Raw genomic sequence first — 13472 nt, forward strand, 5'->3', positions numbered from 1 at the left:
ATGAAACTGTCAGAACTTCTTTTCTCGAAAACAAAAGATCTATGGGACCAGTCTGCATCCAAGCCCTTTGTCATTGAAATGGCAAAGGGTACTTTGGACAGCGGTCTTTTCAAGCGGTATATGCTGCAGGACTATCTGTATCTTCAGGATTATATCGGGATACTGAAGCAGATGTTGGATATTGCTGAAGATGAGAAGACTGCGGATTTTTTGAGAAAGATCATCGACGGCACTGTCGATGAGACGGAACGCGTTCATCTCGCGGGCATGAAAAGACTCGGGATAACCGGTGATGATATTACAAAGAGCGAAAAGTTCTCCGTTATTACTGAGTATGTGGATTTCATGCGTTCAAGCGTTGAGATGTATGGCCTTCCGGGAGGCGTTACGAGCCTGCTTCAGTGCTCCTGGGTGTATGCGTATATATGCGGGATCTGTATGAGCAAGTATTCTGAAGAGATTGCGGAGTCTGAATACAGATCCTGGTTCGAAGCATATTCCTGTAAGAGTTATATTGATACCAATCAGATATGGATAGATCTTTTGGATGAACTGGGCACCGGCATAGACGACAAGACGGCAGATGAATTGTGCAGGATATTTGAAAGATGCGCACTTTTTGAAAATGCCTTGTGGGATCAGTTATATGAGGATTAAATGATATTTGACGGTTCACAAACAAGAATAGGATATGGTGCGCAAGCGGAAGTGCTTCTGTATAAAGGCTTTGCGTATAAGGTTTATAGATCATCTTATCCGGTCGAGTGGATAGAATTTGAAAAAAAACAGCAGAAAGCGATAAATGACGCAGAGCTCTGTAACGTAAAGTATTATGACACGGAAGATCCTCATATTATAAAAATGGATTACATCGATGGAGATACGCTCGAAAAACGGGCTGTGTCCGGTGATATCAGTTGTTTTCATACGCTTTCAGATGCATTCCGGTTTGTACATGGTAAGAATGCGTCAAATATAAACATTCCACATTTCTCGGATACTGCCGGAATGGGTTTAGATGATGATGACAAGACGGAAGTCCTTTCGATAATATCACGGTTATCAAATAAGATGGAATCCTGCGTATGCCACCTGGATATGCATTTCCTTAATATTATGCTTCCAAAGGAAAGCAATGATTTCATAATAATTGATTGGATTAATGCCAGATTGGCACCTTTGGTTTTTGATTATGCCAGAACTTATATTATTTTCGAGGAATTCTCAAAGGAAGGACTGGACGCGTACAAACAAATAGTGTTGCCGGAACTATGGGATTACGGCGTAGATGAGAATGATTTCCGTGATGCTAAACGGGCATGTTCGATAATAAGGAACCGGGAGAAGAGATCTTAACGAGCTTGCCGGTTGCCTGCGGTAAGTGTGAAAGTCGCTTTACACACATAGTATAATTATTGTATCCGGGGATTTATCCCGGATAAGAAGATCAGAAGCAAGCACGACCGGGGGAGAGGATTTATGAACGAAGAAAGATCATTGATATTTCCGCTTGTCTTGGGACTTTTATCTGTTGCCTTTGTGGGGATATCTCTATGGGACGGATATCATTCCAGATCGTTGCCAATGCTGATCGTAGCTTTGCCGGTCATTTCTGTTGTGGGCATGATCTTCTCACTGATAATCAGAAAAACGATCCGTAAGCATAAAGGAATATGGCTTTTAGGATTTTTAGGGTGTTTAGCAGGCTTCATGGGTTTTCTGCTGATCGAAGTGTTGAGCTTGTATAATATGGGACTGGCTCTAGGTTGATGAGATCGTTTTGAAGTAAGTCTAAAGGAAACGCCACATGAAGAGAAACAGTGTGCCGACGATAATCCTTCTGATCGTAAGCTATCTTGCGGCAGGTATTCTGCTGGGCGCCGTGTGCGGCTGGTTTCTTCACCAGGAGTTTATTAACGTGATCACCCTGCTCCTGCTGTCGATCTTATTTATTGGCTTCACAGACGTGACTAATCTGATCATGTTCCCGATCGCGAAAAGAACGATGGAGAAAGGTCTCAGGGCCAACAATTTCGGCAAGACAACCACGTTATTCAGCAACGGCACTCATAGGATCAAGTCGATGCTCTGCATTGATGAGGAGACAGGCAGGGTGGCGTATACATCTGCGCTGAATCCGTTCAAGTTCCAGATGGCAGAAGCAAAGGAGCTGTCCAAGGTCAGATCGGGATATGAGAGAGCGCCGCTTGGCGGAACGAGATATGTATTTTTCGAGTTCTATCATGGCAACAACAGGTTCCGCATTCCGATGTTAGCCACAGCGAGATTAGTGTACTTTGTAGAGAGCCGGCAGGTCCGGGAGGCGATCGCGGCCGGCGAGAATTTCGGCAATCTGATCTTGAGGTTTAATCCGAAGGGTCGTCTTACTGCAGATAAGTTAAATAACAGGGAAATGCCGTTTATCAAGATCGGGATTCCGGCAACGATCTGCGCGGGTGTGTCGATATTTGTTACGGTCGTGGCAATGTGCAGCGAGTTTTATATCTCATCTTTCGAAGGCTGGAAGGACGATCTTCTTAACAACGGCAAGTTTGCTTTTGTTACGGTGTTCATTGCGCTCGCGCTGGCGGTCACGGGACTTATATTGGGAATCAAAGGCTTAAAGCAGGCGGCAGCTGACGGGCCCGTCAGAGGACTGGGCTTCTCGAAGGCGGCGACGGTAATGTCATCGATAACGATTGCGGTTTTGCTGCTGACATTTGCATTGTTTATTTTCGTTTAATACCGAAGAAACGGTTACGGGGCGTTACTGTCTCTGTAGGCGATGAAGTTATCAGTCTGATTCTCTTCTGTCTTGTAATAAAAACCGTCTTTAACTCCGTCCGGATCCTCGTTGATATAAGGCTTGCCGCTGGTCTTATACTTGGGTTAGGGACAAATTCTTGCGTTTATACCGCCGGAATATACATGTATTGAAAAAGCAGACTGATCGCACTTGAGGTTGGGGCTGATGAGGTATTGTCATTTGCGGAATTGAAATATATGATTCCTTTTATGAAGAAACTGAAGATTCAGGATAGGAAATATGATCAGATACGTTGATGACATTACGGCAGAAGAATATATGAACTTGCGGAAAATGGTGGGCTGGGTCCAGTTTCCGCTTGAAGAGGCGCAGGCGTGCATCGACAATGCATACATGGTCATGTGCGTCAGAGATGATGAAAAAGCCATCGGTGTCGTAAGGCTCCTTTGGGACGGCGGATACATCGCTTTCTTATCCGATGTCATAGTCGATCCTGAATATCAGGGACAGGGGATCGGAAGAAAGCTTGTGGAGTCCTGTATCGAAAGACTCAAGGGTGACATGAAGCCCGGATATAAAGTGAAGCTGACCTTGAATTCTGCAAAAGGCAAAGAGCCTTTCTACGAGAAATTCGGTTTCAGGGTGCGTCCGAACGAAGATGCGGGTCCCGCCATGGATCAGTGGTTTATTGCAGACGAATTCTGAACCGGTTTAGGGACAGCGAGCCGTTTTGAAATGAGGTGTCATCCGTCTTCCTCCAACATCAGGATCTAAATAGAGCTGTGGATATTCTTCAGCCAATGCGTTGAAAATGCTTTTATCTGATAATTATCCTGACATGATATTTATTTTGCGGTTAGCATTTATGCCGAATAATCAATAAGACATTAACTCTCTGTAAACTTGATTAAAAAAGGCTCAAATCGCTCTGAGCCTTAGTCTATTATATTCAATATAAAACTAACGGATGATCCGGGTCGGAAACGATCACATTTTCAAAAGCATATTGCATTTGGTGAAACTTTAGCCTAATAATGTTTCATAAACATCAATTTGATTTGAGAATGGTGATCGGTACCCCTTTTATATCAGGTTTTTCGGAATAAATACAAAACGGAGGTGTCGTCTATGGCAAACAGAATTGTTATAACTAATGAACTGAAGGCTAAGCTTATCGAGGCGAAGAGCTTGGACGAGGTTAAAGAACTGCTGAAAACTTCCGGGCAGGATATTTCGGCAGAAGCAGCAGAACGGCTCTTTAAAGAAATCGGGACTCATAAGACCGGCTCCGAACTGTCTGCCGAAGAATTGGAGGCAATCAGCGGCGGAGCTGACCGTGACTGGCTCACGGACGGCTGTGCTGCAACGGTAGAGTACGGCAGCAGCTGCTGGTCAGATGATGCATGCCACTCAAGAGAAGTTACATACTTACACAAGCCTGGAAGGTATTTGTGCCCGACTTGCAAGATTAATCTTTATATCAGTGAGTCGACCACAAAACGTGAAGTCTACAAATGTCCGAGATGCGGATATACCCAGGAAGATCAATACGTGAAGGCGCATTAAGCCACCCCAAAAAGGAGGTGTTTAAAATGGCAGATAATCTCAAAATTGACGGAGAACTTAAGTCCCGTCTCTTCAAGGCACAGAGCCCGACAGCTGGTGCTGGTCAGATGATGCATGCGTCAAATGGGATGTTGTTTATGAAAATAATCCCAAGAGTATCTGCCCTAAATGCGGCGCCTACATGACGAAAAAATCGATGGAGTATATGCCAAATATACATGTACCTTATGCGGCAATATTATAACTGAACGTGTTAAAAAGAAAAAATTAAAGGAGGTCAATGATATGTGTGACAATAACAAGCAGCTTGATCTGGAGAATCTTGAGGCCGTTTCAGCCGGGCAGTGGACTCCCGGAGACTGGATCGATGAGAGTTGGGTATTTGTGTCACTTGAGCTCCTTCCGGATGAGGAATGCGGTGTTTGCGGTGAAAAGGGCTGCGTTTATAAAGGATACTTTGAACCCAACACTCAGCATTTAAGAATGAGATGCAACAAGTGCGGCGGAAGTGTCGGCTTGCCGATTTAAATTTATAAGTATCCATATAAGACAGACATGAAAGATATCAGGCGCTATATTCTTACGCCATATTACTCGCTCAGAGGATGGAAACTCCTGCCTTATGCCGTTCAGCATCTGTACGGAACTAAGACCGAGTTCTTCAGAGAGCACGAATGGGAACTGTTCAAGGTATGCGACGGACAGACTGATATCTGCTGGGACGACTTGTCAGAAGATGACAGATCATACTATGAACATTGGCTCAAGGGCGGGTTCATCAGGCCGGCAGGAGAGGGCGAACGTCTTATGCCTCTGCAGGAATACAGGTACTATAATGTGCGTTTCAAGGAGAGCGTGCAGTGGTCAATAACCGGTAAGTGCAACTATAAATGCCGCCACTGCTTCATGTCAGCGCCTCATGCGGCACAGGGCGAACCTACCTGGGACCAGCTCATGCAGATGTTAGGCAGCTTTGAACGCTGCGGCATCAAGGGCATCAACCTTACCGGCGGCGAGCCGATGATAAGGAAGGACTTCTGGCCTCTGGTAGATGAGATCTTAAAGCGCGGCATGATGATCCCGAATCTCTACTCAAACGGATATCTTATTACCGACAGTTTCCTCGTTGAACTTGATAAGAGACACATCCAGCCTGTATTTCAGTTCAGTTTTGACGGTGTCGGATATCACGACTGGATGAGAGGAATAGACGGCGCCGAGAAATCCGTCATCGATGCCATGAAACGCTGCAGAGAACGCGGCTATAGATTCGGTGCGTCAATGGTCCTTTTCAAGGAGAGCAAGGGCAGTATCCGTGACAGTGTCAATCTCCTGGCCTCTTTAGGATGCAGTTATCTGAAGGTAGGCAACGCATCACCTCAGGGCGAGTGGAAAGACCAGCCTGAGCACTACCTCACGCAGGAAGAGACTTATGAGGCTTTCCTGGAATATATCCCGCACTATTTTGAGGACGGAAAACCCCTCACCATCGGACTTGAGGGTTTCTTTAATTACGATATTCAGCGCGGTAAATGCGGTGCATTAAATGAAAGGGGCATAGATGAGAGCAAATTCGGCAAGGCACTGATGTGCGGACATGTAAGACGTGAGATGTATGTCAGCCCTAAGGGAAATGTCTTATCCTGCATGTCGATGGTCGGAGGTCCTATTGAAGAGCAGTTCCCCAATATGCTCGAGACGCCTCTTGAAGAAATACTTGATTCAGATTCGCTCTACATGGATATCGTTAATTACCGTGTAAGTGATTTTATGGAACACAATCCGGAATGCAAGACCTGCGAATACAGGTCTCTTTGCTGCGGCGGATGCCGTGCGATAGCGGTCCGTGACCATCCTACGGATTATCTTGCCAAAGATGAACTGACATGTAGATATTTCAAAGACGGATGGAAGGAAAAGAAAGACGAGCTCTTAAGAACGATCAACCAGTCAGTCTGATCTTTTTCGATAGGGATTAAGTCTTTATGAAACAAGAATTTATACAAAAGGAGCAGATTGCCTGAGTGCGTCGGCACCCACATTTGAATATGAAAGAACCCCTGATTTCTCAGAGGCTCTTGTTACTGATATTTATATTCGTGTTTTCTGTATTTTCCATGTTGTCTATCCTACGTTTTCTGAAATGTATATATTGTTGGTTATATTATCGCAAGGAAAAGAAGTTTGTTCAAACCCTGCCGATTCACACTGTGTTTCCCTTAAGTTCAGGACGGTATAAATCAATGTATTCGTCTAATGTTATCCATGTATGTGATGCACCGCGGAACATAGGATTATCCAGAAGATGTTCCAGTTTCTTACCTTCGACGGAACCGCTTATATTGTCTATAACACCTAAGATCTCTCCGTCACGGTCTCTTAAAACATAGATCCAATGGTGTTCCGTGTAGAGATATCCGCCGGATACGCTGCCGAGTTCCTCAAGGTTTACTTCTCTCATATCTGTGTTTTTCATTGTTCTGTCCTCCTGTTTGATAATGTTTTGTTTATGGCTTCATTATCTACAAGGACTGACGGCAATCCAATCAGTAATGTAGGGCCGTTCCGTTGATTAAGCAACAGATGTCCGATAGAACGTCGAAAAACAGAGAAACTGACGCGGATCGCCAAAACTCCTGATTTTATGATCTCGCTATGCTATTTACGGATTTACCTCTTCGTATTCGGAGGCATTAATGCTTTTTAAGTAGCGGCCGCAATGCGGGCACTGATAATAGTACGTTGTTTTCCAGGTCGTTTCCTCCGTTTTCCAAGAGCAAAGATTCTTGCCGCAGTTCGGGCATTTACGCCGGGTGGGCTCGTTGATATAAGTGACCGGCCACAGACCGCACAAGTCGGTACCCCAGCAATCGCTGTCGGGCTCAACCGTAGCGGCGCATCCGTCCTTCAGGTAGTCTCTGTCGTAGCCCCCGCTGACAGACTCAAGTTCATCCAGAGATAAAGTCCCGCCGTTTGCCTCACGCTTATGCGTCAGCTCTGACCACATTTTTTTTGCCATCGTTTCGTCCACACCGCCATCCTTAAGCAGCGCAACGGCTTCCTCTTCGCTTTTCGCGGCAAAGAATTTTGCTTTCAGTTCGCTTGTCATGTTAGCCATAGAAACTGCCTCCAGAATGATTTTGATTATATTTTATATTATCCTGTTTGTTTAAGCACCAATGTGCGATATAAATGTTGGTAAGATGAGAATAAGTCGATTGAATCAGCAGGAAGCAGAAGTAATGAACGGGTTTTCAGATTTATATGTTTCAGGATTAGAGTTTTATAAAGAAAGGCTTGAACCGTCAAGTTATCTGTTTGAAATCCCGGTCATAGCCAACCTTACGCGTCTGGAATTTACTAAGAAAGTGACCTTTTTTGTCGGCGAAAACGGAACCGGCAAATCGACACTCCTTGAAGCTATAGCCGTGAACCTTGGCTTTAATCCGGAAGGCGGGTCAAAGAATTATTCCTTTTCAACTTATGATTCGCATTCGAATCTGTATGATGCGATCCGTCTGATCAAAGGATACAAACAGGCCCGAAGCGGTTATTTTTTGCGTGCAGAGAGTTTTTATAATGTGGCAACGGCGGAAGATGAATACAGCAGGGGACAAGGTGGAAGACCGATGCACTATCATGAACGTTCACATGGAGAAAGCTTTTTGGCACTAGTTCGTGAATCGTTTCAAGGCAAAGGAATCTATCTTTTAGATGAGCCTGAAGCAGCATTATCACCACAACGGCAATTAACACTTATGCTTGAGATCAAGCGCTGTTTGGAAACCGGAGCCCAATTCATTATCGCTACCCATTCTCCTGTATTGCTTGGTTTTCCCGAAGCAGAGATATTGAGTTTTGACGGGGAGAGCATCAAACCATGTAAATACGAGGAAACGGACAGTTTTAAGGTCACTAAAATGTTTATCAGTGAACGTGAACAGATAATACAACAGTTATTCAAAGATGAATATCAGGATTAATACCATACAGGAATTCAAATGATACTTTTGCTCCGCTTGAGAGGTCATCTCGCATAAGGATTTCGGCCAGATCTTCATTGTTCATGATGGTCTACAAAAGTACCATCCTATAAGAATATATTGATATAATACAGATAAGTTTCCGCAAAACTCTTAAATATATTGGTGCCTTTTATGAAAGAAGAATTCAAACCCTATATTCCTGCAGACAAAGTAACATCCGAGATGACACCGGCATCCATAATCATAGGAATTATTCTTGCGGTCGTTTTCGGTGCGGCAAATGCATATTTGGGACTTAAGGTCGGTCTTACAGTCTCTGCTTCAATACCTGCAGCCGTCATCTCAATGACTGTTATCAGAATAATCATGAAGAAGGATTCCATCCTTGAGAGCAACATGGTGCAGACCATAGGCTCGGCCGGTGAATCGCTTGCCGCCGGTGCGATATTCACGATGCCGGCACTTTTCATATGGGCAAAAGAAGGCGTTATGGATAAGCCTTCGCTGATTACGATTACGGTCATTGCTCTGTTCGGCGGATTACTTGGAGTTTTCTTTATGGTGCCATTAAGAAGTGCGCTGATAGTTAAGGAACACGGTGTGCTTCCGTATCCTGAAGGAACTGCGTGCGCTGAAGTCCTCCTGGCAGGTGAGAAGGGCGGATCTTCTGCTAAGTCCGTATTTATCGGAATGGCTTTAGGTGCAGTAGTCAAATTCATTACTGACGGTCTTGGCCTTGTAAAATCCGCTTTCACTTTCAAGCTTTCATCGCTCAAGACTGAGTTTTCTTCTGAGATATATCCCGCACTTGTATCTGTCGGATATATCTGCGGTCTGAAGATATCTGCTTATATGTTTGCGGGAGGTATTCTCGGATGGTTTGTTCTTATTCCTGCCATAGTCACTTTTGGTACTGATATTGTTATTTATCCGGCATCTGTTTCGGTCGCTGAACTGTATGCAACCGGCGGAGCTTCTGCTATCTGGTCCAGCTTCATCAAATACATTGGCGCTGGTGCAGTTGCTGCAGCCGGTATCATCAGTCTTATCAAGACATTCCCTACAATCGTCAAGGCGTTTTCAGCTTCTCTGAAAGGTGTCTCGAAAAGCAACAAAAACAAGACCTCCACACTCCGTACAGATATCGACCTTGATATCCGTTTTGTCCTGATCTCAATTGCAGTCCTCATCATCATGATCTGGCTCATTCCTGCAATTCCCGTTACAGTTGCAGGCGCAATACTTGTCGTGATATTTGGTTTCTTCTTCAGTGCGGTCAGTTCAAGAATGGTTGGTCTTGTAGGCAGTTCAAATAACCCTGTATCAGGAATGACCATTGCTACTGTTCTTATCGCTGCATTCTGCCTTAAGCTTACCGGAGATATTGGCGCTCACGGTATGCAGGGCGCGATTGCTATAGGTTCCCTGATCTGCATTGCTGCCTGTATGGCCGGCGATACATCCCAGGACTTGAAGACCGGATATATTCTCGGTGCTACGCCAAAGAAACAGCAGATCGGCGAGATTATGGGCACAGTTGCCGCAGCGCTAGCGATTGGCGGCGTTATGATACTCCTTGATTCCGCATTCGGATTTGGTACCGATAAGCTTGCTGCTCCCCAGGCAACGATGATGAAGATGATCATTGAAGGAGTTATGAGCGGTAATCTGCCTTGGGCACTGATTCTTATCGGAGCTTTTATTGCAATAGTCATCGAACTTCTTGGCGTTCCTGCGCTTCCGGTCGCTATTGGCCTTTATCTGCCGCTTGAACTCTCAGTTCCGATCATGGCAGGCGGTTTGATCAAGTTCGTTGTTGAGAAGATAAACGGAAAGCAGAATGATGATTCGGGCAAGGGAATCCTATTCTGTTCCGGTCTGATCGCAGGAGAGGGTATCATCGGTGTTGTTCTGGCCATTCTGACCGTAACCGGAATTACTGATGTCATCGATCTCAGCTCTAAGATTCCGTCAAACAACATAACTGCCATAATATTGCTTTTACTGATCTGCGGTGTGGTTTATTTCGCTGCTGCAAACAACAAAAAGAATGCTTCTTCCGGCAAGGCGAAAAATGGCAAAAAGTGAGAACTATCTGGATTATGTTTTCGGGCTTCCGGAAGGACTCATATATTCATGTTCAGATAACGGCACTGTAGTCGTTGACATGGAGAATAGAGGCTTTACCAATAAAGTTGCGCAAAAATTCTTCAAGCAGCCTAAAGTCTCACATATCACGCTCGAAGGGATGGGAAGCTTTATTTTCCTTTGTGTTGACGGCAAGCGTTCTGTTTATGACATCGGACAGCTCGTTCATGAAAAGTACAGGGAAGAGGCAGAACCTTTATATGAGAGGCTCTGCATTTATATGAAAAAACTCGAGGAAGTCGGGTTTGTGAGGAGAATGCCTTGAAATGGGGAATTGTCATTCGTTGATACTGAATCAAAATGGCTAATCTCCGGTTGTACTTTGGATTAGCCATTATTGTTACTTACATCTATGCATTTGTAATTGTTATTTCGTGATCAAAGGTGATGAGTTCATTTATATAAAATCTTGGTATAATTAGACTTATCAAATATTTTTAAAGGAAAACGAGATGGAATCCGCTAAGAACTTGAAAAAATATTTAGTTGTTATTGTCAACGTGATCATTATGGCTGGCATACTGGTTTTCGTTGTGCTTTATTCCAGATTCGAGAACAGGGATTCTTACCGCAGGCAGATAGCCCATTTTGAAGACACTACGGTTACCATGGAACAGGTGACTGCCAATTATCTTGAAGGCGAGCAACGGATATGCGATGTATGGGCACAGTACATCAACGGCAAAAGCATGACATTGGAAGAGGCAGCAGATTATATCCGTGCTTCTCATGTGCTTAATAACACTTCGGCGCATATTATCCTGCTTGATACTCTTACCGGTCTTTCCACGCGCCCGAGACTGGGTACTTCAGATGACTTTGCTGTTTCTTATGAACGCTTGAATCTTTTGAATGACGTGAAGTGGATCTCTGAAATAGGAGATTCAATCAACATAACCCGCGCTTATACCAATCCTATGAATGGCGAGCAGTCACTTGCTTTCTGCAACAAAGTTTTGCTCTTTGATCAGGAGAACGGCAGCGAAAAGGAAGCGGTCCTGTTTCGTGTAATTCCGATATCGGAGCTTGAACAGAAATGGGTCTTCCCTCAGACAGAACTTGTAAATGCCGAAATTTCCTTAATCGATGCTAACGGTGGTTACATCCTAAAAGGATACAGTTTTAAAAATTCCAGTTTTTTCGAGTTCTACGAATCATATAATGCGACTGATCCGGAATCGTCGAGAGAACTATATGAACGTGTTACTTCATCGACCGGTACGGTTTCCATGATAGACTCGCACGGACAGGAATGCATACTTGCCTTTACTCCTGTAGCAGCTACAGACGGTTGGACGATGTTAAGTCTTGTTCCTGCCTATGATCTTAATTCCAAGACTGGAGATCTGGCATTGGTTGGGGTTGTTTCTTTTGGCCTGTTTATCCTGTTTATCAGCGACCTGTTTTATATACTGTATTTTAATAAGCGTCTTCAGGCCGCAGCCAGAAAAGCCGAGTCTGCCAATAAGGCAAAGACTGATTTTCTTTCCACGATGTCTCATGATATCCGTACTCCGATGAATGCGATCATCGGTCTGACTGCAATTGCCGAGAAGAATACAGCCGATGAGGAATCAACTAAGGAAAGTTTAAGGAAGATCAGTCTTGCCGGCAATCATCTGCTGACGCTGATCAACGACATCCTTGATATTTCCAAGGTTGAAAGCGGAAAACTGAAACTTAGTCCGCTGACTTTCTCTATCGTGGAAACTGTCGAGAACCTTGTTAACATCTCGCAGCCTATGATCAAAGAAAAGAATATCGAATTCAGTTTCCACATAAATCAGATAGAAAAAGAGTATCTGTATACAGACCAGCTCCGTCTGAATCAGATATATATCAATATCCTTTCCAACGCCATCAAATACACTGAACCCGGAGGCAGTGTAAGTGTCGATCTGCGTGAGGAAAAGAGCGATGTGCCGGGCTGCATAAGGCTGACTTATGTTGTATCTGATACTGGTATCGGAATGAGCCCCGAATATATGGAGACCATGTATACACCGTTCTCAAGGCAGGTGGACAGCCGTGTTAACAGCATTCAGGGAACCGGTCTTGGTTTGGCCATAACAAAGCAGATGGTCGAACTGATCGGAGGAACGATCGAATGTCAGAGCGAGCAGGGAAAGGGAACAACATTTACTGTAACTCTCGATATACCGGCAGCTGACAGGCAGAGGGAAGATATGCAGCTTGAATCCGTTGATGTACTGATAGTTGATGACGATGAGACGATGCTCACGACTGCTGCTGATACACTTACATCCATGGGTGCATCGGTTGAACAGGCAAATAGCGGATTGGAAGCGCTCGGAATGATCGAGCACAGGCATCTCTCCGGAAAGGACTACAATGTCATCATAATTGACTGGAAAATGCCTGACATTGATGGGCTTGAGACGATCAGCAGGATCCGTTCCGAGATTGAAACAAAGACCCCTATCTTGCTGATCTCAGCATATGACTGGTCTGATATAGAGGATAAAGCAAAAGCGGCAGGTGCAAACGGCTTTGTAAGCAAACCTCTTTTCAGATCCACTCTCTACGATAAGATCAACGATCTGATAGGAAAAGAGTCCGCCGCAATCGAGCCGGAGGATGATTATTCCGATCTTAAGGGACTAAATATTCTTGTGGCAGAAGATAATGATATCAACTGGGAGATCATATCTGCCATGCTCGCTATGTTTGGAATAACTACTGAACGGGCTGAGAATGGCAGGATCTGTGTGGATAAGATGCGTTCAGCCGAAAAGGGCAGGTATGAGCTTATCTTTATGGATGTGCAGATGCCTGAAATGAATGGCCTTGATGCAACAAGGGCTATCCGGAAACTTGAAAACCGGTGGGCAGCATCCATCCCGATCGTTGCCATGACGGCGGATGCATTTTCTGAGAACATCATGGAGTGCATGGATGCCGGAATGAACGGACATATTGCCAAGCCTGTGGATATTAAGTTGGTTATCAAGGAAATACGCCGGATAAAGGAGGAAAGAGTATAG

15 protein-coding genes are annotated in these 13472 nt (G+C 44.6%); 13 read left to right on the plus strand and 2 right to left on the minus strand.

What is annotated here, in order from left to right; translation table 11 throughout:
• From BO18_RS27460 to BO18_RS27495, 9 genes are all read left to right on the plus strand, one after another.
• Positions 1-657, plus strand: coding sequence for a hypothetical protein (locus tag BO18_RS27460; protein ID WP_034451090.1), 657 nt, complete (start codon positions 1-3; stop codon positions 655-657).
• The gene (locus BO18_RS27465; RefSeq protein ID WP_034451091.1) at positions 658-1356 is read left to right on the plus strand and encodes a phosphotransferase; all 699 of its coding nucleotides are present in this window, start codon (positions 658-660) and stop codon (positions 1354-1356) included.
• Between the two features lie 123 nt (positions 1357-1479).
• Positions 1480-1770 carry a hypothetical protein gene (locus BO18_RS27470; RefSeq protein WP_034451092.1) on the plus strand — a complete coding sequence of 97 codons (291 nt, stop codon included), beginning with the start codon at positions 1480-1482 and terminating at the stop codon, positions 1768-1770.
• A gap of 37 nt (positions 1771-1807) precedes the next feature.
• Positions 1808-2743 carry a hypothetical protein gene (locus tag BO18_RS27475; protein ID WP_034451093.1) on the plus strand — a complete coding sequence of 312 codons (936 nt, stop codon included), beginning with the start codon at positions 1808-1810 and terminating at the stop codon, positions 2741-2743.
• A gap of 303 nt (positions 2744-3046) precedes the next feature.
• The gene (locus tag BO18_RS27480; RefSeq protein ID WP_034451094.1) at positions 3047-3472 is read left to right on the plus strand and encodes a GNAT family N-acetyltransferase; all 426 of its coding nucleotides are present in this window, start codon (positions 3047-3049) and stop codon (positions 3470-3472) included.
• A 423-nt stretch (positions 3473-3895) separates the two neighbouring features.
• Entirely contained in the window at positions 3896-4333 is a 438-nt protein-coding gene (locus BO18_RS27485) for a hypothetical protein (protein ID WP_034451095.1), read from the plus strand.
• 26 nt (positions 4334-4359) lie between these two features.
• Positions 4360-4518 carry a hypothetical protein gene (locus BO18_RS35160; protein ID WP_185752592.1) on the plus strand — a complete coding sequence of 53 codons (159 nt, stop codon included), beginning with the start codon at positions 4360-4362 and terminating at the stop codon, positions 4516-4518.
• 100 nt (positions 4519-4618) lie between these two features.
• Entirely contained in the window at positions 4619-4861 is a 243-nt protein-coding gene (locus BO18_RS27490) for a hypothetical protein (protein WP_034451096.1), read from the plus strand.
• Between the two features lie 27 nt (positions 4862-4888).
• Positions 4889-6292 carry a radical SAM/SPASM domain-containing protein gene (locus BO18_RS27495; RefSeq protein ID WP_051689222.1) on the plus strand — a complete coding sequence of 468 codons (1404 nt, stop codon included), beginning with the start codon at positions 4889-4891 and terminating at the stop codon, positions 6290-6292.
• A gap of 244 nt (positions 6293-6536) precedes the next feature.
• On the opposite strand, the gene BO18_RS27500 is transcribed toward BO18_RS27495, so the two are convergent.
• On the minus strand, positions 6537-6809 hold the full coding sequence (locus tag BO18_RS27500) for a hypothetical protein (protein WP_034451097.1): 273 nt from the start codon (positions 6807-6809) through the stop codon (positions 6537-6539).
• Positions 6810-6995: 186 nt separating this feature from the next.
• Positions 6996-7451, minus strand: a complete 456-nt coding sequence (locus tag BO18_RS27505; protein WP_034451098.1) for a hypothetical protein — start codon at positions 7449-7451, stop codon at positions 6996-6998.
• Positions 7452-7575: 124 nt separating this feature from the next.
• Between BO18_RS27505 and BO18_RS27510 the strand changes: the two genes are divergently transcribed.
• From BO18_RS27510 to BO18_RS27525, 4 genes are all read left to right on the plus strand, one after another.
• The gene (locus BO18_RS27510) at positions 7576-8316 is read left to right on the plus strand and encodes an AAA family ATPase (protein WP_034451099.1); all 741 of its coding nucleotides are present in this window, start codon (positions 7576-7578) and stop codon (positions 8314-8316) included.
• Positions 8317-8490: 174 nt separating this feature from the next.
• A complete protein-coding gene (locus BO18_RS27515) occupies positions 8491-10407 on the plus strand; it encodes an OPT family oligopeptide transporter (protein WP_051689223.1) in 1917 nt (638 codons plus the stop codon).
• The gene (locus tag BO18_RS27520) at positions 10394-10732 is read left to right on the plus strand and encodes a PqqD family protein (RefSeq protein WP_034451100.1); all 339 of its coding nucleotides are present in this window, start codon (positions 10394-10396) and stop codon (positions 10730-10732) included. Before BO18_RS27515 ends, BO18_RS27520 begins: the two co-directional genes overlap by 14 nt.
• Before the next feature lie 187 nt (positions 10733-10919).
• Positions 10920-13472: a response regulator gene (locus tag BO18_RS27525; protein ID WP_034451101.1), complete on the plus strand. Its 2553-nt coding sequence runs from the start codon at positions 10920-10922 to the stop codon at positions 13470-13472.

It is taken from the genome of Butyrivibrio sp. AE2032, assembly GCF_000702965.1.

Excerpts from the sequence above, each read along its gene's own strand:
- BO18_RS27460 (WP_034451090.1), top strand. The coding sequence starts at position 1 with ATGAAACTGTCAGAACTTCTTTTCTCGAAAACAAAAGATCTATGGGAC.
- BO18_RS27465 (WP_034451091.1), top strand. The coding sequence starts at position 658 with ATGATATTTGACGGTTCACAAACAAGAATAGGATATGGTGCGCAAGCG.
- BO18_RS27470 (WP_034451092.1), top strand. The coding sequence starts at position 1,480 with ATGAACGAAGAAAGATCATTGATATTTCCGCTTGTCTTGGGACTTTTA.
- BO18_RS27475 (WP_034451093.1), top strand. The coding sequence starts at position 1,808 with ATGAAGAGAAACAGTGTGCCGACGATAATCCTTCTGATCGTAAGCTAT.
- BO18_RS27480 (WP_034451094.1), top strand. The coding sequence starts at position 3,047 with ATGATCAGATACGTTGATGACATTACGGCAGAAGAATATATGAACTTG.
- BO18_RS27485 (WP_034451095.1), top strand. The coding sequence starts at position 3,896 with ATGGCAAACAGAATTGTTATAACTAATGAACTGAAGGCTAAGCTTATC.
- BO18_RS35160 (WP_185752592.1), top strand. The coding sequence starts at position 4,360 with ATGGCAGATAATCTCAAAATTGACGGAGAACTTAAGTCCCGTCTCTTC.
- BO18_RS27490 (WP_034451096.1), top strand. The coding sequence starts at position 4,619 with ATGTGTGACAATAACAAGCAGCTTGATCTGGAGAATCTTGAGGCCGTT.
- BO18_RS27495 (WP_051689222.1), top strand. The coding sequence starts at position 4,889 with ATGAAAGATATCAGGCGCTATATTCTTACGCCATATTACTCGCTCAGA.
- BO18_RS27500 (WP_034451097.1), bottom strand. The coding sequence starts at position 6,809 with ATGAAAAACACAGATATGAGAGAAGTAAACCTTGAGGAACTCGGCAGC.
- BO18_RS27505 (WP_034451098.1), bottom strand. The coding sequence starts at position 7,451 with ATGGCTAACATGACAAGCGAACTGAAAGCAAAATTCTTTGCCGCGAAA.
- BO18_RS27510 (WP_034451099.1), top strand. The coding sequence starts at position 7,576 with ATGAACGGGTTTTCAGATTTATATGTTTCAGGATTAGAGTTTTATAAA.
- BO18_RS27515 (WP_051689223.1), top strand. The coding sequence starts at position 8,491 with ATGAAAGAAGAATTCAAACCCTATATTCCTGCAGACAAAGTAACATCC.
- BO18_RS27520 (WP_034451100.1), top strand. The coding sequence starts at position 10,394 with ATGGCAAAAAGTGAGAACTATCTGGATTATGTTTTCGGGCTTCCGGAA.
- BO18_RS27525 (WP_034451101.1), top strand. The coding sequence starts at position 10,920 with ATGGAATCCGCTAAGAACTTGAAAAAATATTTAGTTGTTATTGTCAAC.